Genomic DNA, 23,388 nt, shown 5'->3' on the forward strand with positions numbered 1-23,388 from the left:
CTACTCTGCATAATTTATCAGACAAGTAAATATTTATTTTGAACTACAGATTACTATTACTACCGTTTTTGATTTTATTATCATCTGCTGTTATTGCTCAAACATCTTCTTTATCAGGCCAGGTTACGGATGCTGTAAACAGCGAATGGTTAACCGGCGCCTCAGTAAAAATAAATCAAACTGATAATTCTAAAGGATTTAGTGCCAATGCTGTTGTTGGCTTAAATGGTGCGTATCGTATTAACGGTATTCCTGTAGGAAAATATAGAATTGTTGTCAGTTATGTTGGATATAATGAAATTACTGAAGAGATTGTAGTGTCGGATGTTGAAGAGCTTACAAAGAACTATAAACTCACCGTTTCTGGTAATACGCTGTCTACTGTAACTGTAAGATCGGGCAATGCGGGAAGCGATTATCAGGCGAGAAAGATTGAGCGTGAATCTCAATCAGTGATCAATGTCGTATCTGCCAAGCAAATTGAATTATCTCCGGATATTACCGTAGCAAATGTGATTCAGCGTGTATCGGGTTTGTCTATTGAAAGAAATGCCAGTGGCGATCCACAATATGCGATCGTAAGAGGTATGGATAAAAGATACAATAATACGCTTGTGAATGGTATTAAAATCCCTTCTCCGGATAATGAAAACAGATTTGTTCCTTTGGATATCTTCCCGGCAGTATTTCTTGAAAGGCTTGAGGTATATAAGTCGCTCACAGCAAATATGGAGGCTGATGCGATTGGCGGTACAGTGAATATGGTGATGAAGTCTGCACCTTCAAGAAGAGTGTTAGAAGGCGATTTGCAAATCGGTTATAATCAGGAAAATTTCAACAGAGATTTTGCCACTTATGACCGTTCGAAATTACAACGTAATTCTCCTAGAGAAAGATTCGGTTCTACATACAGAGCCAGACCTGATGATTTTCCTGTAGAAAATATGATGATCAAAAATGTGCAGGCTTTACCTGATGTTTTTGGGAACTTAACATATGGAGATAGATTCTTGAATGATAAACTGGGATTAATGGTTGGTGGAAGTTTTCAGAATTCTTATAGACCGGTAACCAACTACTTCTACGATCCAACTCCTGCTCCGAGAGAAGGAAATCCTTTGTTCATGAGAAGGTTAATTGATCGTCAAACGAGTTCTCAGCTACAAAGAGCGGCACTTCACGTGAAATTAGATTATGTGTTTAATGAAAATAATAAGATCAGCTTATATGGTGGCCAGTACATGCTGAATGAATTCAGAGTACGTGACCAGGTGAGAAGAGAAAACTTTGTAAGTACGGCTACTTATTCAGAATATCCTGTAAAAAGATTCAGCAATATCTTTCAGACGGTGAGTGTGGCTGATTTAAGAGGTGAGCATAAGCTGGCTGGTAATTTAACTTTTGATTGGTCTGCAGTTTATGCCTTAGCGCACAACGATCGTCCTGATGATGGTGTGTTTGCTACCACTGGTACTGTAAATTCTTCAGATGGTATCAGAAGAAACGAAATTGTTTATTTTCAGGGTCAAGGAAACTCACGTACATGGGAAGAAAATAAAGATACTGACCTGTCTGTTTACCTGAACTTCAAATACCGTCCTTTTCTGATTAATGATAAAACTGAGATTCAGTTTGGAGGTATGGGGCGTAATAAACGCAGAGATAATAACTTTATCTATTATAACTATTCACAGATATTCGGTCAGTACAAAGGTGTTGAATGGAATGATTTCGACGAAGTTCGTTTTACTTCAATGGCGAATCCGCTCGGAAGCGGTGACCGTAGTAACCTGATCTATGATGCATTGGAAGATGTTTATGCAGCTTATATTAATACAAACTGGCAGATTAATAAAACTAATATTACCGCAGGTGTAAGAGTTGAACATACACGCCAGGGATATGAAATTGATCCGCTGGCAGCTTCTTCAAACTCGGTTGAATTAAAGAAAGAAAATAGTTACACAGACCTGTTTCCTTCATTAAGTATTAAACACGCGCTTACCAATAAAGCATTTTTGAAAGCCACTTACTTCAGAGGTATCAGCCGTCCGGGATTCTATGAAATTGTACCGGTAATCAGAAGTAATGGTGGTGGTGATAACTTTTATGATGAAAGGGGGAATGCTGACCTGAGACCTTCTTACGGACAGAGTGTAGATTTACGCTACGAGTATTTCCCTTCAGGAGTTGATCAGATTTTAGTCGGTGTTTTCTATAAGAAAATAAAAGATCCGATCGAGTACGGCTTTCCGCAGGTAACAGCAGGAAACAGCAGTCCACAGACAGACAGAATTTTACCTCAGAATTTTAACGATGCTACCAACTTTGGTGTAGAAGCGGATTATACCAAATACTTTAATCGTTTTGGAGTAAGACTTAACTACACATTCACTTTATCAGAAATTACCACCAATAAGATTATTCTCAATGCTGATGGTTCTGCTACGCTGGTAGATGAAACCAGGGCTTTACAGGGGCAATCGAAACATATTGGTAATGTCAGCCTTTTGTGGAAAGATCAGAAGAGAAGACTCGATGCACAGTTGGTATTTAATTATACCGGTGAACGTATAGCAGTGGTTTCTCCTTATCATGGTGCTGATCAGTTCATGCGACCGATGACTCAGATGGACTTTTCAATCGAAAAAGGCATAGGTTCCAAGTGGGTAGTATTTGGTAAAATGAACAATATATTCAATACACCTTACGAATTATACATTAAAAGACCTTTAGCGGTACCTGACGATGCTTATCCATATCAGACGGACCCACACAATTTGGCAAATGTAAGAAGAGATATTTACGGACAGTCTTACAGGTTAGGAGTTCGATATAAAATTAACTAAATCAATAAGAACGAATATGGTTTCAATTAATTTATCAAAGACAAGAAAGTTATTAGCAATGCTTGTAATGTTTACAGGTGTTGTATTAGGTACAGCGTGTAGTAAAGACAAAGATGATGATGATGGCGGTGATGACGGTGGCGGTGAAGTGATCGTTGGCGGTATCTCAGGTGATCTTTCTGCTATTACTTTAGAAGCTGGAAAAACATATGAAGTAACCGGCGACCTGATTGTTCCGGAAGGGAAATCAGTAACTATTCCTGCTGGTGTAACATTTGAATTTCAGGAAGGAAAATTTGATGAAGCATGGTTTATTGACGTAAAAGGTTCGCTTTATGTATTAGGTGAAGCGGATAAAAGAGTTGTATTTAAACCTTCAGCTGCGTTATTAGCTTCTCCCAAAAATACAGGTATTGGCCAGCTTTGGGGTGGTATTATCGGAACAAACGTTGCAGGTGACCTGGTTATCAAGTATGCTGATATCTTACACGCAGGTGGTCCGGTACGTGAAGAAAACGCAATGGCACAACCATTAACCGGTGGCGGTGGTGAACTGAAAGCAGGTGATGCAAGTTATGCATTATACTATATTCGTCAGAGAGATATGCGCCAGGATGGAATTTTTGTATTATTAAATTCAAGAATTGCATTTACTCCTGATGATGCTATTCGTATCAATGGTGGTAAAACCTTAATGGCATACAATGTATTTGAAGTAACCGGTGGTACTGGTGGTGATGCAGTAAATATCAAAGCAGGTACCAGTGGCGATTTCGGTTTTAACCTGTTTTATAACCTGGCAACGAACGGTTTGAAATCAGCTGATACTGGTCCTGGTGAACGTGCTAAATTAGAAACAAACTTCTACAACAATACTATTTTGAACTCAGGTTACCGTAGAGCAGAAGCGGGTAGAGGTGCCGGTTTAAATTATGAGTCTAATTCATATGGTAAATGTTACAATAACCTGTTAGTGAATAACCGTTTCGGTTTAAGACTGGTTGCAGGTGAAACAAGACCAAATATGGAAAAAACGTTTTATGGTCATAACTGGTATTATGGTGCTGTACAGACAATTGTTGATGAGTTTTATCCAACTGATAAAACATCTTCAGTTGGTTTAATCGGTAATGACCCTTCAGCTCCGATTCCTGATACAGATGTTACCGGTGCTCCAAAAGCAAACAATCCTGATTTCGTGAACTATGACCCTTCTACTTTCGTATTCAGTGGAAATGAGACAATTGCTAATGATCCTTTAGCAAGAAATGTTACACCTATTCCGGCAAACGCTGACTTCCATTTAAAAGCTACTTCTGCAGCATTAACCGGTGGTAAAGTTGATTTCGGAGCGGTTCATAGCAGTTATGTATCGTTAGATGGAAAGTTAACATTTACTGCACCGGCTCCTAAAGAATTTTTCGGTGCATTTGGCACAAAATAAAAAATCAGATAAATGACATTAATACTTCGAACACTTTTTTTACTGGCTACAGTTTCTGTGTTGCAGGCTTGTAGTAAAAAAGGCGGAAGTAGTACTGAAGAAGTTACGGAAGGCTATAACTGGAGTAAACATACTCCGTTTACTACCAGTTATGGCACTTTTAATATGCCATTCAGTGATTTGTACAACACTACTCCTTCTTCACAAGGCTATGTTCAAATGACAGAAGCTTCAGGAATTGCCTGGAGTGTGGTCAACCCTGGTTATATATGGGCTCATAATGATTCAGGACATACCAATGCTATTTATTTAATTAATGCCGAAACAGGAGAAATTGTAGCTACTTATCAGGTAGACGGTACAGTAAATATGGATTGGGAAGACATTGAAGTGGCAAAAGGCCCGGTAGATGGAATTTCTTATATCTATATTTCCGATACAGGTGACAATGATCAAAAGAAAGGCAGTTATTCAATCTATCGTTTTGAAGAACCAGAACTACTTCCGGAGCATGTTGGAAAAATGAATAGAATTACTAATATACCGGTAGATCGTATTGTCTTTTCTTATCCGGACGGAAGTCATGATACCGAGGCAATGTTGGTAGATTCTGAAACAAAAGACATTTTCCTGATCACCAAAAGAGATGTGGTTTCTATTCTTTACGTACTACCTTATCCACAGAAAGTAAATGAATCCGGAGCAAGTTGCTATAAAGCCGGCAACTTTTCGTTCAGACAAGCTTCTGCTGCTACCTGTTCTGCCGATGGAAATAAGATTTTAATTAAAAACAGGCAGGAGATTTTTTATTGGGAGCGTCAACCGGGTGAATCAATGGTTCAGTTGTTGGAACGTACCCCTGTAAAAGTGCCTTATGCCGGTGAAGTGCAGGGCGAAGCTGTATGCTTTGACCCTCATAACAATTATTATACCCTGAGTGAGAAAGCAGGTTATCCTGACTATCCCATTCTTTATAAATATACTTTAAAGTAAAACCGAATGAAAAAATTATTATTTGCATTTACCAGCTGTTTAGTATTGAGCGCAACAGTAATGGGTGTTACAGGTTGTAATAAAGATAAAGATGATGAAAAAGAAGAAACTCCTGTAATTATCAATGTTCCTGATGCAAAGTTAGCTGCTCAGATCAGATTGAAGTTAAAGTTAGATGCAGCCGCAGATATTACAAAAGATGACATTTTAAAATTAGATACGCTGAATCTGGATGCGGAAAATGACAGAGTAGATGCATTAGTTCCGATTGCTGATTTAACCGGCCTGGAACACGCTGAAAATCTTTCTTATCTGCACCTCGGTTTTACCAGTGTGGTAAACTTAACGCCGATCAAAGACCTGAAAAAAGTAACTTATCTGAGAATCAACAATACTAAAGTAACTACTTTAGCTCCTGTTTCAGCTTATACTACATTAACGTATTTTAATGCTAATACAGTAACTACACTTACTGATATCAGTCCTTTGGCAGGTAATAAAGGATTAAAAGAAATCATCTTGCGTAGTGTTCCTTTTGGGGATGCAGGGATGGCTACTATTAAAAACTTTACTTCTTTATACCGTATTAATATGCGTCAGACAGGTGTAACGGATATCACTGTTCTTGCAGAGTTAATGGCAGCAGGTGCTTTGTTGGATACTACGCCGGGTGCTGCTGAAGCAGGTGGTGCTGTGTTAGATTTGAGACAGAATTCTGGTATTGACTGTAATTTGTTAGCTCCATATGCATCTAAAATTGCAAATGGTGTAGAAGGATGTTCTTTATAATCTTTCAATAATATTATTAAAAGCCTTGTCATGCAAAAATGCATCAAGGCTTTTTTTCTTTTTACGATACGCTGTTTTTTTAATTGTAAATATTACCCCTATGTTTGACTTTCTTCACCAAAATACAGCACTGAATAGTTTGTATGCCTATTTAAGTACTAAAGATATTCCCGGGTTTCAGGAAAATGTAAAAAGTATAAAAGCTGCTAAAGGAAAAATTATTTATGACGTTGAACAGCAATATACAGATATCTATGAAATAGAATCAGGTGTTGTTAAATTGGGTGGACGATCATCAAAAGATGAAGATTATATTTACGAATTAGTAACTCAGGGAGAAATATTCGGAAATGTATCGTTCCTTAATAAACCATTCAAGGAATACTGTAAGGTTGTTATTCCAACAAAACTATATGCCTTTAACAGAGATTTTTTTGTATACCATGTATTACACGACCATATTGCTACAGAAATATTTATAAAACAAATAGTACACAGATGGCATAAAACAGAATCAATTTTATCGGCAATCAGACAGTTTGAGCCCAGGGAGCGTATCAACAGACTATTTGAGAATCTGAATATTCCGATTACTGTAGATGAGAGTAGAAAAGTATTGTTAAGTAAAAATCTAACTTATAAAGACATTGCCGACCTGACCGGCACAACACGTCAGCTGGTAGCTGAAATACTTCGTTAATGTAAGATTCTGACATTGATAATATATACATCAACTGCTTAATTGCTCTTTCATGTAAGATTCTTACATTACTAACTTACATGTAATGATTCCTTAATTTTTTGGTTATCAAGTTATTTATTGTCTGGTACTACCTTCGTGTTATCAGTTAAACCTACCAATATCTATCACCAGACAAATAATTGTTTATGCGAAAAAAAGCAACTCTTTTTTCGAAGGCTTCTTATTGCCTTTTCTTCTCCATTTTTAGTTTACTACAGCTGAATGCACAAACAGATGCAAAAGCAAAATATGTAGTTCTGATCAGTGTTGACGGTTTACGCCCTGAATTTTACATGGATGCTTCGTGGCCAATGCCGAATCTTCAATACATGAAAAATAACGGTGCTTATGCACAAGGTGTAACCGGTGTTTTTCCAACAGTAACCTATCCATCACATACTACTATTATTACAGGTGCAACTCCTGCGAACCATGGAGTATACTACAATACTATTTTTTCGGATACCGGTTCTACTAACAAATGGTACAGAGAAGAAAAGCATATTAAGGTAGCTACTTTATGGGATGCCGTAAAAGCTGCTGGTAAAACTTCTGCAGTTGTTTCATGGCCTGTTTCGGTAGGTGCTCCTGCTGAATATCTCGTTCCTGAAGATTGGGTAGATGATAAAAACGGAACACAATCAGTAAATCCGCATATCAGACCGGAGTCTTTGTTTAGTGAAATTGAAAGAGAAGTAACCGGAAGGTTAGTATATCATAAAGTATCACTGAACAATCTTGCAATCGATGAAAACTTCAGCAGAATTGCTGCTTATCTGATCAGAACTTATAAGCCAAATTTTACTACGCTCCATATTGTGAGTGCTGATCATGCGCAACATGGTGTTGGTCGTGAAGGAGATGCAGTGAATAAAGCTTTAGCAGCAGCCGATCATGCTTTAAGCAATGTTTTGGAAGCCATTGAAATGGCGGGTATTAAAGATAGTACTACCATTATAGTAACCGGTGATCACGGTTTTGTAAATACAAATACTTCTTTTTCTCCGAATGTTCTGCTGGCAAAAAAAGGCTATATCAAACAGAATGGTAATCAGCGCCAATGGGAAGCTTTGTTTCATTCAGGCGGCGGCTCAGCTTTTCTGCATGTTAAAGACAAGAAAAATACAAAAATCGTAGATGATATCAGAAAGATGTTCAATGAATTACCTGCATCACAAAAACGTTTGTTCAGACTGGTAGAAAAAGATGAACTGTTGAAAGTAGGAGCAGATCCAAATGCGGTATTAGCAATTGCAGCAGCAGAAGGGGTTTCTATTTCGGGTAGTATGAGCGGTGATTTAATTCGTGCGACAAGAGGTGGTGCACATGGTTATTTTCCAGATTTCAAGAATATTCAGACCGGTTTTGTAGCATATGGAGCCGGCATTAATAAAAACGTAGTAATACCAGAAATGACCCTGATGGATATTGCTCCTTTAATCGCTCATCTGATGGGATTAAAAATGGATGCACCTGACGGAATATTATTACCAGGTATCACAGAGTCGCAAAGACGCAGATAAAAATATCAACAAACACATATCCCGACACTCTAAAAGATAAATTAGTTATGTTTTTCCGCAAGATTCTTTTCTATTTAATGCTGGTAATTATACCTGCTGCTCTGAATGCGCAGGTAACCACCAGTACTGTTACCGGTGTGGTTAAAGACCCGAATGGTATCGGTTTAGATGGTGCAAGTATTCAGGTTGTGCACGAACCTTCAGGAACCAAATATGAAACGATTTCAGGTAAAGGTGGTACCTTTACATTAATCGGTCTTCGTATCGGTGGCCCTTACAAATTTGAAGCTTCTTTTGTTGGTTTAAAAACCATCATTATCGAAGGGTTTAGTCTTACATTAGGTGATCCTTATGAAATCGTTGCAGGTTTTGTTGATGCAACAGCAGGTATGCAACAGGCTGTAGTAACAGCCAGCCGTAAACAACTGGTTGAAAGAAGTGGTGCTTCTACTACTATTAATTCTACCCAATTAGCTACCTTACCATCATTCAACAGAAGTATTTCCGACTTTATTTCATTAACACCTCAGTCAAATGGCGGTTCTTCTTTCGCGGGAAGAAGCGGTTATTATAACAACCTGAAAATTGACGGTGCTAACCTGAATAACAGCTTCGGTTTAAATACTAACCCTTTACCGGGTGGTGGTTCTTCACCTATTTCTTTAGACGCATTTGATCAGGTTTCTGTGAACATTGCGCCTGTTGACGTAAGACAGTCTGGTTTCACCGGAGCCGGTATCAATGCTGTTACCAAAAGCGGTACAAACGAGTTGAAAGGGTCTGCTTTCTTCTTCTATAGAGATCATACTTTCTCTGGTTTAAAATCAGGTGATGTAAAATTAGAAAGAACAGCAGTAGCTTCTTCTAAAAAATCAATCGGTATGACATTAGGTGGGCCGATTATTAAAGACAAGGTATTCTTCTTCATGAACGGAGAATATGAAATGAATTCAGGAACAAGAATTACCAACTGGAATCCATTGGGAACTCCGGGAGCAGTAGGTAATATTTCAAATACTCCATTAGACTCAATGGCAAAGTTGTCAAACTTCTTAAAAGAGAAGTATGGCTATGAAACCGGAGCTTACTCTAACTTTCCGGTTGCTAAAAGAAATAACTATAAATATCTATTGAAGGTTGACTGGAATATCAATAACAGACATAAGCTGACTGCCAAATATAATGACTTCGTAAGTACGGAAGATCCTTCTTCTATCAACAGCAGTTCTATTATTGGTGGTGGTGGTTTCTCTTTACCTGGAAGCACCAACCTGATTTCAAGTTTGCCAAATGGTAGAATTGGTAATCAGTCAATGGTTTTTGAAAACTCTGTATACGGGTTTAAGAGAATTGTTCGTTCTGGAACTTTAGAATTGAACAGTAACTTCAGAAGATTCTCTAACAGTTTATTGTTTACTGCCAGCAGAATCAGAGATACGCGTATTACCAATAGCTCTCCTTTTCCGTTTGTTGAAATATTTGACGGCGGTGCTACACCAAGAAACTATATGAGCTTCGGTTATGAGCCATATAGTTATAATAATGATGTAATTAACAAAGTGTGGAATATTACTGATAACTTTACTTATTATGCAGGTAATCATACATTAACCGGTGGTTTCAGTTATGAACACCAGATGGTAGGAAACATGTTTATGCCAGGTGCACAAAGTTATTATATCTATGGTTCTTTGAATGACTTTGTTACTGATCAGGCTCCTTTGTACTATTCTTATGCTTATTCAATGGTGGCAGGACAAAAAGCCGTTTATTCGGCAGAAGTTAAATATGGTCAGGCCGCATTATACCTTCAGGATGAAATCAGGGTAAATGATAAAATGAAAGTGACTTTAGGGTTACGTGCAGAAAGACCGGTATTTACCGAGAAGGCATTGGAAAATCCAGCGATTACAGCGTTAACATTCCCTGATAAAAATGGTAATTTAAAACATTACAATGGTCAATGGCCAAATGCAAGAATTCTGTTGTCACCAAGAGCAGGATTAAGATATGATGTATTGGGAGATAAATCATTTATTATCCGTGCAAGTACAGGTATTTTCAGTGGGTTAGCTCCATTTGTTTGGTTAACAAATATGCCGACTAACTCAGGTATGTATCAAAATAGTGTTGCATTAAGAAACAGCAACCCTGATGAAGCAGCATTGTTGAATAATATTCGATTCAATCCTGACTTAGATGCATACTCTTCTTTGTTCCCTCCTGTAGCGGGTACAACCATTCCAAGTAACATTGTTTTGATTGATCAGAATTTCAAATTTCCGATGATTTTCAGAACAAATATCGGAGTTGAGAAATATTTAGGAAAAGGTTACCGTTTCACATTTGATGGTATTATCAGTAAAGATATTAATGCGGTTCGTATGCGTAATGCTAACCTGAAAGATCCTACGGGTGTATTGAATGGTCCGGATAACAGACCTCGTTATATGTCAAATGCTGCTGTAGACAGATCTATTTATCCTAATATCTCTTCTGCTATCGTTCTGGAAAATACGAACAAAGGATACTCATATGCATTAACAGCTCAGTTGTCAAAAGACTTTACAAAAGGTTTGTATGGTTCAGTTGCTTACACCTATACCGGTGCAAAAGACGTAGGCGGTAACTCTGGTTCTCAGGCATTTCAGATCTGGAACTCTACTGCAACTATCAATGGCGCAAACTCAATGGAATTACATCCTTCAGCCTCTTTGGCAAGACACAGAGTGATCAGTATGTTGTCGTACAGACTGGAATATGCTAACCATGCATCAACTACTATCTCATTAATTTATGAAGGTGCTCCATCAGGAAATATTACCTACCGCGTAAACGGAGATATTAACGGAGATGGTATTAACCAAGACTTGTTATACATTCCTAATAAAGCAGCTGATTTAAATTTTGAAGCATATTCACAGAATGTAAATGGTGTAACTTATAATTTCACAGCAGAACAACAAGCGGCTGCGTTCGAGCAGTTTATTAATAATACACCGTATTTGAATAAAAATCGTGGTAAATACGCTGAAAGAAATGGCGCAGTTGCACCATGGATCAATGATATCTCTGCCAGAATTATGCAAGAGTTCTTTATCAAACGTAAAAATGGTGGCCGTCATACATTACAACTTACAGCAGACTTCCTGAACTTTGGTAACTTATTAAATAAATACTGGAGCATCAGACAGTCTACCACTACTACACAACCGATCGCTTTCAGATCGTATAATGCAAATGGTGAGCCTGTATATCGTATGCAACAAACAGGTGGTAAATTATTCACACAACCTTACCAAACTATTTATGGTAGTACCTGGAGCATGCAGTTGGGTGTACGTTATATTTTTTAGTTCTGAAAATTAAAATGGAGATTATGCGCGCTAATATATTGATAAGTGCAATAACAGTATTATTGTTTTCATCTTGCACAAAGAATAATGATTTCATTAAAGAAACATTGGAGGAAGCTCTTCCAACAATCGAAATCACCAGCCTTGGATTATTATCTCAGGTAAATCCTTTCAACCCGACCGATGTTGCCCAGGTAACTTTCGGTGGCTCTTTAACAAAAACAGAACCAGGTGTTTTAGATGTTGCCTGGTATACTAACTCAGGACAGCTTGTTGACAGCATTCATTTTGACAACTGGACGCAGGCTGCTTCCGCGCAAACCCGTAACAACAGTGTAACGACTGAAATGATTGCTTCTACTTATCCGAATACGTCTTCTTTTTCAGGTAACCTGAATTTACAGTTGAGAATACTTCCAGCTTCAAGTAACTATACGCTTCGGGTATATGTGAGAACAAAAGACGGTACAATGTCTACTATGGCCGTATCCGGATTAATCAGAATAAAGTAAAAGTAAAGAGCGGATATTTAATATCCGCTCTTTTATACTTTGCCATCAGATTGATTTTACCGTTTGTTATTCTGTTAATAGTTAATTGGATTAATTTTTGTGAATATTCATTATCCTAAAACTATTAAAAATGATGACAGAGGAACAATACAAAATTAAGTTTGGCGAAGAAGATGCGGTAGGTTGGGATTTTATTGATCAAAGACTGAACAATATTTACCAGGGAATAGAACCGAGACATTATGGACCGCTTTGTGGAATTCACTATATGGCCGGTGGAACTGATCCAATAGACGGCATCAGTGTATATGATAGTAAGCAGCAATCAGAACATTTGCATCTGGTGAGTTATGGAATGAGTGAGCTGTATTATGCGCCCGAAAAAGCGGGGGGAGAATTCAGTAAGTGGGGTTTTGAATTTACTTTTCGGTTAAAACCATTTATTGGGGACAATGGTGATCCTGGTTGGGCGATGCATGTTTTTAATAATCTGGCAAGATATGTTTATAGTAGCGGGAGATGGTTTGAGGAGAATCAGTTTATACCGGCTAACGGGCCTATAAGATTAGAAACCGATACACAGATTGTTGGTTTTGTAACAACTTTAGATCCGGAGCTTGGAAAAATTGAGACGCCACACGGTGAATTATCTTTTATACAATTGGTGGGTATTACGCAAAAGGAAACAGATCTTATTAAAGAAAATCTTTCGCAGGATTATATTGGTAAGTTCATAGAAAACATGAAACTGGATAATCCACTATTAATTACAGATTTATCTAGAAAATAGCAGAAACTGCAGTGAGATTTTTTTGGTTTATAGTACAGGTTAAACACTCCGCTGCAGATTTTTATGCTGAAATATTCTAATCTTTATACTCTTTCGATAGTTTTTCTATTGTTCGTTCGAGTGTATGGTTTACTTCTTTAAGAATTGTTGCATTAATTTCAGAAGTGTTAGTAATCGGAGATAGTTTGAACGAATTAAAAGCAAGGTCAGCATATACCATTACATCAATACCATCCCAATAATAATCATAAATCATAGCATATCCATTTTCCTGTTCCTTTAAGAAGGGCGTGATTTTCTCAAGCCATGAAAGTATTGGTAATATTTCATAATAGTTTTCACTGAAGAAGACTGTAGATAATATCCATGTTTCGGAAGCCGGATCGAAATATTCAACTGTTCCCGTTTGCTTATGATTTATTAATTCCTCAATAATAATGCGATTATTGGTAGTATTGTAAAAAGGAATGTTTTGCAGTTTTTCAGGAGAGTACATTTTTCGACTATTCCACCAGTTCATCCACTCATCCGAAAGCGCTGATTTCTCAGGTGTTTGGGTAAAAAAGTTTTCAAGATTTTCTTTGGTTATTTTGATCTTTACAAAGAGTGAACTCAGTTCTGACATGACAATTACGTATTTTTAATACCAGTTATATCAAATATCGCTCCTTTTTTTTGAAACAAATTCGTTATAATCCGAACCAGTTTTATTAAAACGAGGATATAATATCATCAAAGATAAATTACTAAAAAGTTATTAATAAAAAAGTGAATCAATAGCATCATTACCGGAAGATATCTTTGTAGTGAATGATATTGTTACAACTTTACTAAGTTGAATTAATTCAATTGCATAATTATGAAAAAAAATATTCCTCTTTTTTTATCCCTTATTATTTTACATGTATTTTCTTTTTCTCAAAATGTAACCGGGATAAAGTTTAATGATGTAAATGAGCTAAAGAGCTTTTTAAGTTATGCACCAGGTAAAACTCCTTTAATCAGTGCTCACAGAGGGGGGCCGGTAAGTGGGTACCCTGAAAATGCTATTGAAACATTCGAAAAGAATATGAATAGCCTTCCATTGATTGTTGAAACGGATATTGCTTTGTCAAAAGATTCAGTATTAGTGATGATGCATGATAACCGTTTAGATAGAACGACCACTGGTTCAGGCCTGGTGTCTGATTATACTTTAGCTGAATTAAAGCAGTTTTATTTGAAAGATAATGATGGAAAGGTAACTTCTTATAGAATTCCGACTTTGGAAGAAGTGCTAAGATGGGGAAAAGATAAAGTTATTTTTAACCTGGATGTAAAACGAGGAGTGCCTTTCCGTAAAGTAATTGAAATGGTTCAAAAGTGTAAGGCATCTGCTTATTCAGTAATTATTACTTATAATGCAAATCAGGCAATAGAAGTCTTTAATATTGATTCAACGTTGATGCTTTCCGTTTCTGTAAGAGGAGCTGAGGATTTAGCACGTTTAACCGGTGCTGGTATTCCCGAACGAAATATGATTGCATTTGTAGGAACAAGCGCACCTGATAGCAGTGTGTATGCGCTATTACATGAAAGGAAAATTTCTTGTATCCTGGGAACAATGGGCAACCTTGACCGACAGGCTTTAGCCCGTGGTGAGAGGGTTTATAGTGATTTGTTTAAACAAGGTGCTGATGTGTTATCTACTGATCAGCCGGCACTTGTATATAAGGCTATTCTCGCCGGCAATAATTTATCTGCCAGACCTGTTGGCAATTTACCGGATACTTTGCAGAAAATAAATGAAGCTACCAAAAATAGTGTTGCTTCAATCAAACAGCCTTATGTTATTTTGATTTCGGCCGACGGATTTCGTCATGACTATATTCATAAATATGATGCTCCTTTTTTAGAAAAAATGATTTCAAAAGGTGTTACTTCAAAATCAATGATTCCTTCATTTCCGACTGTTACCTTTCCTAATCACTATACAATAGCTACCGGCCTGTATCCGTCACATCATGGTTTAGTGAATAATTCAATGTATAATCCTGCTGATGGAGATACATATTCAATGGGCAATAGAAAAAAGGTGATGGATAGTAAATGGTATGGTGGTGTTCCTTTATGGGTATTAGCCGAGCAGCAAAGTATGATTAGTGCTAACTTGTTCTGGGTAGGTTCGGAAGCACCGGTTAAAGGAATACAATCTACTTATTGGTATGAATTCAACGACAGAATGGATGTGGGGAAGAGAATTGATGTAGTAAGAGATTGGTTATCCCTGCCAGAAGAAAGAAGACCGCATTTTATTACTTTTTATTTATCTGATGTTGATCATGCCGGACACAGATATGGTCCTGATGCTATTGAAACAAAACAGGCAGTAAAAAGAGTAGATAGTATTTTGCAGGTATTAAATGATATGGTGATGTCTACAAAACTACCTGTGAATTTTGTATTTGTATCTGATCATGGTATGACAGCTGTGGATCGTGAGAACCCTATTCCTATTCCTTCTGTTATTGATACAGCGAAATTTGTGATTCCGTCTTCCGGAACCATGACTGTAATACATGCAAAGGATAAAAAAGATATTCAACCGCTTTATCAGCAGTTAAAGAAGCAGGAGAAACATTATAAAACATATTTGAAGAAAGATATGCCAAAGGTATATCATTATTCAGACAAAGACGACAGGTTTAGCAGAATAGGGGATATCTTATTGGTTCCTGAATGGCCCTATGTGTTTTCAAATCGTAAGCCGGGCATTGGACACCATGGTTATCCGGCCACAATAGAAGATATGCATGCAATTTTTGTTGCATGGGGACCAGCCTTTAAAGAAGGAGTAAAATTGAAGAGCTTCGAAAATGTGGATATTTATCCTTTGATTGCAAAAATTTTAGGTCTGAAAATTGCAGAACCAATTGATGGTAGTTTAAAAGTACTATCAGGTTCTTTAAAATAGAACATTGTCTTCTATCCTATTCAAAAACTTTTCTAGGCAACCAATTAAAATAGAAAGCTTCTATGAAGCTTTCTATTTTTTTGCATCTTTTAAGCAAAAAAGTTCAGAAATGATTTGAGCTGCTGGAAAAACTGTAAATATTATCTCTCTCTAGATTGAAATATACACGCACGCAATTTCGCTCACTTTCGTAACTCGTAGTGAATATTACCAGGTTTATGCTATTTTTTATTACTCTTTTAATCATTTTTTTAGATAACACTATTTTCCTTCCCACCCCTGCCATAGTGTTAGTAATCGTAACCCTTTATACTGTGAATTTATATTCCGCTTACTCGAATAAATCCCTCATAGCGGTTTTTAACGAGCTAATACGATTAGCCCCAGTTGACTCATCCTTATGTAAACACATCGGGTGAATCGATCTATCTGTACAAATAGATATAGACATTTGCAAGCACGTGTCTATATATTATACGAAAGCTGTAGAAATTTGGATTGAAGATGATTTTTTGTTTGAAGCTGTCAACAGGTGATAAAAAAAGTAGGTGCGACAGCCCCTACTTTTTTTATACTATTTAAAATGAGATTATGAAGAAAGTTTGACACACATCCAACTGGCTTGTAAAACCTTTTTATTATCTACGAAGGCTTCCCCGGCTTGTTTGATGATTTTATCACTTAATCGAAGATTCTTAATAACAAACTTTATGGTTTGTCCAAATGTTACGCCCTCAAATATTTGCGCGTCGTCTATACTTACTAAACCGAAAATTCCATCTGTAATACCTAACAATTTTACTCCTGCTCCACCGCATTGAGCCATAGATTCAATAATGATCGTTCCGGGTATGAAGCTGAAGTCTGGAAAATTACCCTTGAGCCAGCTGTTGCTATCATCAAATGTTTTTGAACCGATAATGGTTTCTTTAGTTGCTGATTCAACTTCATCAACGAACAAAAAAGGATCCCTGTGCGGAATTAGCTGTTCTATATTCTGTTGCATAGCCATTATTTAGATAATAAATCTAGTATATATTTCTATCTATAAAAATTAAATTATGATAAGAATGTCGGATGAAGTAAGTGTTTTGACTTTTTTGAATAAACTTTCCATCAGAGAGATTTCATGTGGAATCTTTTTGGAAATAGTAAAGATTCCTTTGAGCTGGTAGCCTGTACGTAGTAACACTATTCACATTAAGAAGAATAGTACTATAAATTGGGTGATTAATAACAATCTTGGCAGGGAGAGGTATTCCGGTTGTCGGAAGTTTAAGTGGGTGACCGGTTTTAAAAGTGGCCTCGCCAGGAATCGAACCTGGATCTGGAGCTCCGGAAACTCTCATACTATCCATTGTACTACGAGGCCAAGAATATTATTTGATTAAAACGCCCACGTTGGTGGCGAACATTTTTACAGCAATAGCCAGCAAAATTACACCAAAAAACTTTCTTACAGCACTTAATCCGCCCGGACCTAATAATTTTGCAATTCTGTTTAACGATTTTAGTACGATAAATACAAAAATAAGGTTTGCCAGGATACCTAAAAATATTACCAGCTTACTATAATTGGCAGGTAAGGAGATTATAGTAGTTAATGTTCCCGAACCGGCAATCAACGGAAATGCAATCGGTACCAGACTGCCCGATTTGGGATCTGATGAGTCGCCTTTAAAGAACTCAATCCCGAGAATCATTTCCAGTCCCAGTATGAAAATCACAATGGCGCCGGCAACGGCAAATGAGTTTACATCTAAACCTAGTATTTTTAAGAACTTATCACCCGTAAAGAGAAACACAATCATCAAACCACCCGAAATTACAGTGGCTTTCAGCTCGTTGATCCCTCCCATTTTCTCTTTTAGTGTGATCAATAAAGGAATTGAACCGATTATATCAATGATCGCAAAAAGGGTGAAAGTTACTGTAAGAAATGCATCTATTGACCATTCCATAGCATAAAGGTTTAATTGAGCACGAAAGTATAAAATTCTATCATTACTACAGCAAATCCATAGCAGATTTCATATTTATAAACGAAACAAAGTGCCGGCCATGAAATTGAATCTTCTGGTTTGATAGCCTAATATGTCAAAATAGTGTCTGTCGGTAAGATTTTTAAGTTCAATAAATGTTCGGATAGAACGGTTAATCTGGTATTGTGCCGACCAATTAATGGTGAAATAACGTTTCATCAAAACCGGGTCTGCCCCATATACATATTCCCAGCGGTTACCTATACTATTTAACTGCGTTTGCATAAACAACTTCTCTGTAAACTGATAACCTATACTGGCGTGTATAGCATTTTTAGGTCTTCTGAACAGATTAAAATAGGTAGTGTCACTATTCGATACCTTACCATTGAGGTGGGTATAATTGGCATTCAAGCGCCACTTTCCTGTGTTGTACTGCGCTTCGAGTTCTACACCGTGATCTTTTTGCTGATCGATGTTCATGTAATAATTATTACTGAATACGATATTATCGTTTATTTTTCTCCGGAATAAAGCCGCCTGCACTCTGAGTCCCGCTTTTTCATATCCGAAACCAATTTCCTGATTATATGAGGATTCGGGTTTGAGTCCGATTGCCGGATTGTAGTAGGGAGAATAAATATGATATAACGACGGTGTTTTAAACGCAGAACCAATATTCACAAATACTTTATAGTGTTTGGCAAAATTATAACTTGGGTTGAACGAATAGGTCCAGGCATCATCGTAACGGTTAAATGTATTGTATCGTCCACCTATTTCAATTGTCAGATTAGTAAATGGTGTCCATAACGCAGACAAGTAAACTGCAAATTGATCAATGCGCGCACTGTCTTTATTGATTCTGGAAGGAAAGCTTCCCCAATCACTAATACTGAGTGTTGATTGATCGGTAATATGATGACGGAAATCAACACCTCCTAAGAGCTGAAGACGATCATTAATTCTGAAATTCTGATACCATTCTGCAAAAAAGACCTTTGATAAATATTCATTGTGTGCAAACTTTCCAAAACCACTCGTGTGAGTAGAATCATCGTTATAAGTTCTGTTTAACTGCTGATATTGAAAGTTAAACTTACTGTTACCTAATTTATTATTCCAGTCACCATACATTAACAATTGCTTATGGCGATGGTTTACTATATAATCACGGTCGTCAGTAAATGCTCCATTGTCAGCATCGAGTGTATTGAAATTTAGTTTTCCGATGAATCCTATCTTAAAGTCATTATTTACCTGATGACTTAGCTGAGCTTCAAAAGCATTTTGCTCAAAACCATCGCGATCAAAGGTGCGGCAATGTGTACTATCGTAGGCGGTTGAAAAACCATCTGACTTTATATGTTGGTATCCTATCTGATAGAATGTTTTATTTATTTTACCCTGAAGAGCAGAACCCAGTTGAATGGTTCCGTATGACCCTGCTTTCACGAAACTGTGGCTCTCAATTTTTCTACCGGATGTTTTTTTGGTGATAAAGTTTACTACTCCGGCAACAGCATCACTGCCATAGATAGTAGACAAGCTTCCTTTTACTACTTCTATTCGCTCAATTAATGCAAGGTTAAGCATTAACGGATCTGATGCTCCATTAATCATGGAGGCATCGTATACAGGTATGCCGTCAATCAGAATCAGTGTATTCCCGGTTGCGGCTCCTCTCAGGTATATCTCCTGATTCGTTCCTAAATTATTGTTACTGCCTCCCACAAAAATACCAGCTTGTTGATGTAATACTTCAAAAACAGTACTACCCGCAGAACGCTCCAGCATTTCCTTGGTGATGATAATTGTAGATTTGCCAATCAAACTCTGTTTTTGCTCAAACTTTGTAGTTGTCACGACTGCTTCCTGTAATTCTTTAGTAACAGTGCTGTCTTGAGCCAATAAGGTCAGATTAAATAGTAAACAGAGGATAAGTATATTTATTCTCATAAAAGTTAGATAAAAGGAATGGTAACTATCAACGGAATAGCCATATTTTTCTGACTGATACGGCTATATCCTTAGCCATTGAAATAATTATAAAGATAAACGATACGCAATACTTCCAAAGTAATTAATTCCGGGAGCAGCATTATAAAATCTGTTGCCTGCAGCATTAAAATCAAATCCGAGACTGTAAAAATCATTTAACAGATTATTGATACCGGCACGAACCTGTATTTGATGTTTTTGACGGTTATCTAAATCAAGCTTACGGTATACCTGAAGGTTCATGATTCTGTAAGGCGCTGAAGCAAAGGTATTAGCGTCATTCAGATACATTCTGTCATAGTATCCGAACGATAGTGTTACTTCAGCCCACCTGGGCATTTTGAAAGTTCCGGATGCATGAACTGTCCAGCGCATATTGCCCGGCATTTTTTTATCAGAGAAATCGTCGTTCACTACTTTATAGTCTTTAAAAGTAAAATCGGCATAATTAAAGGTAGTCTTTACTTCCAGTTCATTTTCGTTCCCCAGCGGCTGATTGTAAGAAATAGCTCCTTCAATTCCTATTTGAGCGGTTTTGCCGGCATTCATAAAGTAATCGGCATTGTCTTCATCTCTTCTTTGAACAATGGTATTCATCGATTCTTTATAATATAAACTCAGTTCAGTAAAAATGTTACTACTTATATTATATAAACTCTGTAATTCATAGTTCCAACCGATTTCTGGTCTTAATAGAGTGTTGATGACCGTGTTAGATGGCAATACCTCACTCGAGCTCGGAGGAGAGTAGCCTTTTGAGGCAATAAGATTTACCTCCAATGACTTTTCATTGTTATTATACTTTAGTCTGAACTTAGGCAGATGTTCTATCGGTAAGTCTGTTTTGGAGGAGGCTGTACCGGGATTACTGAGACGCGTGATAGCGGTTTCGTAAAAGTTAGCACTGTATCCGCCTTCTAACTCCACCCGGGTTGAAACAGGTACCCGAAGATTTGCATAAATAAATCCGGTTTTGTTGTTAACCTGATCATTGGTTTCGAGTATACCGGGTCTGCCATTCTGATTGGTAAATGTCTGGATGTGATAATTTCCGGCCTGATACTCTAATCCTGTATTAATTTTTATACTTTTTACATTCCCTAACAGCGCTATTCGGGTTCCGGAATGTGGCTCCTGCCTGATTTCATAATTCCTGAAAGTCGGATTTTCGAGTGATAATTTGCTGGTATATACTGAAGAGGTTAAACTCCAGCTGGTATTGATAAGATAACGATGAGTAATTCCCAGAAGAATATTTTTTTGGTCAATAGCTGCCTGCGCATCAGCAGCACCCGGAAAAATTCCGGCGACCGGCCTTGATGCCTTTCTATCAGTTTCATATTGTGTAAGTGTAAGGCCTCCCGGTGTCTGGTACCATAAATCTGAATAAAGAACAAGTGCAGAAAGCTGATGCTGCCCTAAGTCAAACCTGGGAACCCATATAAAATTGCTCCTCTCCATTGACGAATGATGACGATACCCTTTGGATTGTTCTTTGGATACAGCTATATAATGATGCTGACCCTGACTGCTCAGATTTGCTGATAATATGCTGTTCCATTCTCCAAAACTACCTATGCCTCCCTCTGCCTGCAGGTAATCAGGTGCATTTTTGATGGTTTGCAAACTCACAACTCCACCTGTTCCGGCTCCGTATTCTGATAGTACTGGTCCTTTAAAAACGTTGATATCAGATACAAATCGCATATTTAACTGATTCAGGTAAGTATTACCTCCCGGCTCTGTAAATGGAATTCCATTGAGATAGAACTTAACATTTCTGATACCGAAAGGTGCCCGCTGGCTGCTACCGCGAAGATTGATCCTGTATGAGCCCGGCGATCTCTCCTCCATACGCACACCCGGAATAATATTAAGGGTATTGGTGATTTGTGCAGTAGGGAGTAGGGCAGGAAAAATAGTCTTGTTGGTTTGTTTTTTCGGATGAAAAATATCTACTATAACATAGTCCAGTTCTTGCACACGGAGACTATCCTGACTATAGGAAAAGGATAGGAAAACGGTGAAAAAAGTACCTGTCAAAAAAAATCTCTTCAGCATACATCTATTTTAAAGCAGTTGATTAAAGTTAAGCTAAGTTTAATTATCTTCCCAGAATGAAGACTTCTAAACTAAGCTTATTTGACTTGACTATGATCGTAGTGGGGTTGGTGGTCGGAATGGGTATCTTCCGAACTGCATCCGTAGCTGCGAAAGATGCATTAACTCCCGGGGTTTATTTTGGCGCATGGATTTTTGCCGGTATCATTGCCTTATGCGGGGCATTAACTTACGCAGAAATCGGCTCGCGCTATCCTATCACAGGCGGTTATTACCGCATTTTTTCTTACGCTTATCATCCGGCTTTAGCATTTTCTGTAAACTGTCTTGTACTTGTTTCAAACGCGGCTTCGCTGGCAGGTGTAGCGTTGATTGGAAGTGGTTATGTCAGCAAAATATTATTTAATGAACCAGCTTCAGATACGGTAAAAGTTGTTATTGCAATTGCTGCCGTTTTGCTTTTTTATGTAGTCAATCTCTTTGGATTACGCATGAGCTCGAAAACACAGAATGTATTGATGATTATCAAGCTTGGAATGGTACTAATGCTGATTGGTGCTTTATTTATGCCGTCTACATTTACAGATTCAGAACCTATTATAAAATTTGCAGAAAACGGAGAGTGGGGATGGATGGATTATGTGAAGTCTTTTGGAATTACCCTGATGGCAGTATCTTTTACTTATGGCGGTTATCAGCAAACGATCAACTTCGGTAGTGAGATAGAAAACCCTAAGAAAAATATTCCGATAGGAATCGTTTCAGGTATTATCATCATTATTGTTTTATACATGTTGGTAAACCTTAGCTATTATAAAGTAGTCGGATTTAATGAACTTAAGAATACCGGTGAAATTGCCACCGTGGTAATTTCTAAAATGTTTGGTGAACAGGGAGGAATAATATTCAGCGGCTTGCTGGTATTGTCTGTATTGGCTTACGTAAATGTTGTATTATTAAGTAACCCAAGGGTAATGTTTGCAATGAGCGAGGATGGCGTTTTACCTGCCGTGTTCAAGAAAAGATGGGAAAAACGGGGAGTACTTTTCGTTTCTCTGACCACTTTTACAGCCATTTGCATGGTAGTATTATTTTATGCAAAAACATTCGATAAGATTTTAGGATTTACCATGTTCCTGGATTGTTTCGGAATGGCATTAAGTGCCGGTGCCATCTTCCTGCTGAGAAAAAGAAAAATGAATGAGGAAACACCAGGGATTTATAAGATGAAATTCTATCCCTTTATTCCTGCCCTTTTTATCGCAGCCTATGCATTTATTGCGATCAGCATTATGATCAGTGAAACAAAAACAGCCATGACCGGATTAGCTGTGTTAGCCGGTTTTGTTGTACTTTATTTTATAACTCAAGCCTTTAAAAAGAAAAATTAGTG

At 37.5% G+C, this 23,388-nt stretch carries 16 protein-coding genes and 1 tRNA gene; 11 read left to right on the top strand and 6 right to left on the bottom strand.

Annotated features, from left to right (window positions below):
* Positions 1-38: 38 nt before the first annotated feature.
* From D9O48_RS01325 to D9O48_RS01365, 9 genes are all read left to right on the top strand, one after another.
* Positions 39-2,849 carry a TonB-dependent receptor gene (locus D9O48_RS01325; protein WP_126969814.1) on the top strand — a complete coding sequence of 937 codons (2,811 nt, stop codon included), beginning with the start codon at positions 39-41 and terminating at the stop codon, positions 2,847-2,849.
* A 16-nt stretch (positions 2,850-2,865) separates the two neighbouring features.
* A complete protein-coding gene (locus D9O48_RS01330; RefSeq protein WP_126969816.1) occupies positions 2,866-4,293 on the top strand; it encodes a hypothetical protein in 1,428 nt (475 codons plus the stop codon).
* Positions 4,294-4,305: 12 nt separating this feature from the next.
* Entirely contained in the window at positions 4,306-5,286 is a 981-nt protein-coding gene (locus D9O48_RS01335) for a hypothetical protein (RefSeq protein ID WP_126969818.1), read from the top strand.
* A 6-nt stretch (positions 5,287-5,292) separates the two neighbouring features.
* Positions 5,293-6,075 (top strand): leucine-rich repeat domain-containing protein, encoded by a 783-nt coding sequence (locus D9O48_RS01340; protein WP_126969820.1) that lies wholly within the window; start codon positions 5,293-5,295, stop codon positions 6,073-6,075.
* Between the two features lie 100 nt (positions 6,076-6,175).
* Positions 6,176-6,775, top strand: coding sequence for a Crp/Fnr family transcriptional regulator (locus D9O48_RS01345; protein WP_126969822.1), 600 nt, complete (start codon positions 6,176-6,178; stop codon positions 6,773-6,775).
* A 188-nt stretch (positions 6,776-6,963) separates the two neighbouring features.
* Positions 6,964-8,340 carry an alkaline phosphatase family protein gene (locus tag D9O48_RS01350; RefSeq protein WP_126969824.1) on the top strand — a complete coding sequence of 459 codons (1,377 nt, stop codon included), beginning with the start codon at positions 6,964-6,966 and terminating at the stop codon, positions 8,338-8,340.
* A 47-nt stretch (positions 8,341-8,387) separates the two neighbouring features.
* Complete coding sequence (locus D9O48_RS01355) at positions 8,388-11,696, top strand: TonB-dependent receptor (RefSeq protein ID WP_126969826.1); 3,309 nt, start codon at positions 8,388-8,390, stop codon at positions 11,694-11,696.
* Positions 11,697-11,719: 23 nt separating this feature from the next.
* Positions 11,720-12,208, top strand: coding sequence for a hypothetical protein (locus D9O48_RS01360; protein WP_126969828.1), 489 nt, complete (start codon positions 11,720-11,722; stop codon positions 12,206-12,208).
* A 130-nt stretch (positions 12,209-12,338) separates the two neighbouring features.
* Positions 12,339-12,998 (top strand): suppressor of fused domain protein, encoded by a 660-nt coding sequence (locus D9O48_RS01365; RefSeq protein ID WP_233589139.1) that lies wholly within the window; start codon positions 12,339-12,341, stop codon positions 12,996-12,998.
* A gap of 76 nt (positions 12,999-13,074) precedes the next feature.
* On the opposite strand, the gene D9O48_RS01370 is transcribed toward D9O48_RS01365, so the two are convergent.
* A complete protein-coding gene (locus D9O48_RS01370) occupies positions 13,075-13,623 on the bottom strand; it encodes a hypothetical protein (protein ID WP_126969830.1) in 549 nt (182 codons plus the stop codon).
* Between the two features lie 234 nt (positions 13,624-13,857).
* On the opposite strand from D9O48_RS01370, the gene D9O48_RS18900 reads away from it, so the two are divergent.
* Complete coding sequence (locus D9O48_RS18900) at positions 13,858-15,951, top strand: alkaline phosphatase family protein (RefSeq protein ID WP_199750473.1); 2,094 nt, start codon at positions 13,858-13,860, stop codon at positions 15,949-15,951.
* Between the two features lie 589 nt (positions 15,952-16,540).
* On the opposite strand, the gene D9O48_RS01380 is transcribed toward D9O48_RS18900, so the two are convergent.
* The 5 genes from D9O48_RS01380 to D9O48_RS01400 all read right to left on the bottom strand — a co-directional run bounded on the left by D9O48_RS01380 (position 16,541) and on the right by D9O48_RS01400 (position 21,995).
* A complete protein-coding gene (locus D9O48_RS01380) occupies positions 16,541-16,957 on the bottom strand; it encodes a 3-hydroxyacyl-ACP dehydratase FabZ family protein (RefSeq protein ID WP_126969832.1) in 417 nt (138 codons plus the stop codon).
* Positions 16,958-17,251: 294 nt separating this feature from the next.
* A tRNA-Arg gene (locus D9O48_RS01385) sits at positions 17,252-17,323 on the bottom strand.
* A 7-nt stretch (positions 17,324-17,330) separates the two neighbouring features.
* Positions 17,331-17,912, bottom strand: coding sequence for a MarC family protein (locus D9O48_RS01390; RefSeq protein ID WP_126969834.1), 582 nt, complete (start codon positions 17,910-17,912; stop codon positions 17,331-17,333).
* 75 nt (positions 17,913-17,987) lie between these two features.
* Positions 17,988-19,892 carry a TonB-dependent receptor plug domain-containing protein gene (locus D9O48_RS01395; RefSeq protein ID WP_126969836.1) on the bottom strand — a complete coding sequence of 635 codons (1,905 nt, stop codon included), beginning with the start codon at positions 19,890-19,892 and terminating at the stop codon, positions 17,988-17,990.
* A gap of 87 nt (positions 19,893-19,979) precedes the next feature.
* Positions 19,980-21,995, bottom strand: a complete 2,016-nt coding sequence (locus D9O48_RS01400; protein WP_126969838.1) for a TonB-dependent receptor — start codon at positions 21,993-21,995, stop codon at positions 19,980-19,982.
* A gap of 56 nt (positions 21,996-22,051) precedes the next feature.
* On the opposite strand from D9O48_RS01400, the gene D9O48_RS01405 reads away from it, so the two are divergent.
* Entirely contained in the window at positions 22,052-23,386 is a 1,335-nt protein-coding gene (locus D9O48_RS01405) for an APC family permease (RefSeq protein WP_126969839.1), read from the top strand.
* Positions 23,387-23,388: the final 2 nt, after the last annotated feature.

Origin of the sequence: Gynurincola endophyticus (genome assembly GCF_003991195.1) — a bacterium.
GTDB lineage: Bacteria > Bacteroidota > Bacteroidia > Chitinophagales > Chitinophagaceae > Gynurincola > Gynurincola endophyticus.

Bases quoted from the DNA above. Each gene is read 5' to 3' on its own strand.
- D9O48_RS01330 (WP_126969816.1), top strand. From the start codon at position 2,866: ATGGTTTCAATTAATTTATCAAAGACAAGAAAGTTATTAGCAATGCTT.
- D9O48_RS01335 (WP_126969818.1), top strand. From the start codon at position 4,306: ATGACATTAATACTTCGAACACTTTTTTTACTGGCTACAGTTTCTGTG.
- D9O48_RS01340 (WP_126969820.1), top strand. From the start codon at position 5,293: ATGAAAAAATTATTATTTGCATTTACCAGCTGTTTAGTATTGAGCGCA.
- D9O48_RS01345 (WP_126969822.1), top strand. From the start codon at position 6,176: ATGTTTGACTTTCTTCACCAAAATACAGCACTGAATAGTTTGTATGCC.
- D9O48_RS01350 (WP_126969824.1), top strand. From the start codon at position 6,964: ATGCGAAAAAAAGCAACTCTTTTTTCGAAGGCTTCTTATTGCCTTTTC.
- D9O48_RS01355 (WP_126969826.1), top strand. From the start codon at position 8,388: ATGTTTTTCCGCAAGATTCTTTTCTATTTAATGCTGGTAATTATACCT.
- D9O48_RS01360 (WP_126969828.1), top strand. From the start codon at position 11,720: ATGCGCGCTAATATATTGATAAGTGCAATAACAGTATTATTGTTTTCA.
- D9O48_RS01365 (WP_233589139.1), top strand. From the start codon at position 12,339: ATGATGACAGAGGAACAATACAAAATTAAGTTTGGCGAAGAAGATGCG.
- D9O48_RS01370 (WP_126969830.1), bottom strand. From the start codon at position 13,623: ATGTCAGAACTGAGTTCACTCTTTGTAAAGATCAAAATAACCAAAGAA.
- D9O48_RS18900 (WP_199750473.1), top strand. From the start codon at position 13,858: ATGAAAAAAAATATTCCTCTTTTTTTATCCCTTATTATTTTACATGTA.
- D9O48_RS01380 (WP_126969832.1), bottom strand. From the start codon at position 16,957: ATGCAACAGAATATAGAACAGCTAATTCCGCACAGGGATCCTTTTTTG.
- D9O48_RS01390 (WP_126969834.1), bottom strand. From the start codon at position 17,912: ATGGAATGGTCAATAGATGCATTTCTTACAGTAACTTTCACCCTTTTT.
- D9O48_RS01395 (WP_126969836.1), bottom strand. From the start codon at position 19,892: ATGAGAATAAATATACTTATCCTCTGTTTACTATTTAATCTGACCTTA.
- D9O48_RS01400 (WP_126969838.1), bottom strand. From the start codon at position 21,995: ATGCTGAAGAGATTTTTTTTGACAGGTACTTTTTTCACCGTTTTCCTA.
- D9O48_RS01405 (WP_126969839.1), top strand. From the start codon at position 22,052: ATGAAGACTTCTAAACTAAGCTTATTTGACTTGACTATGATCGTAGTG.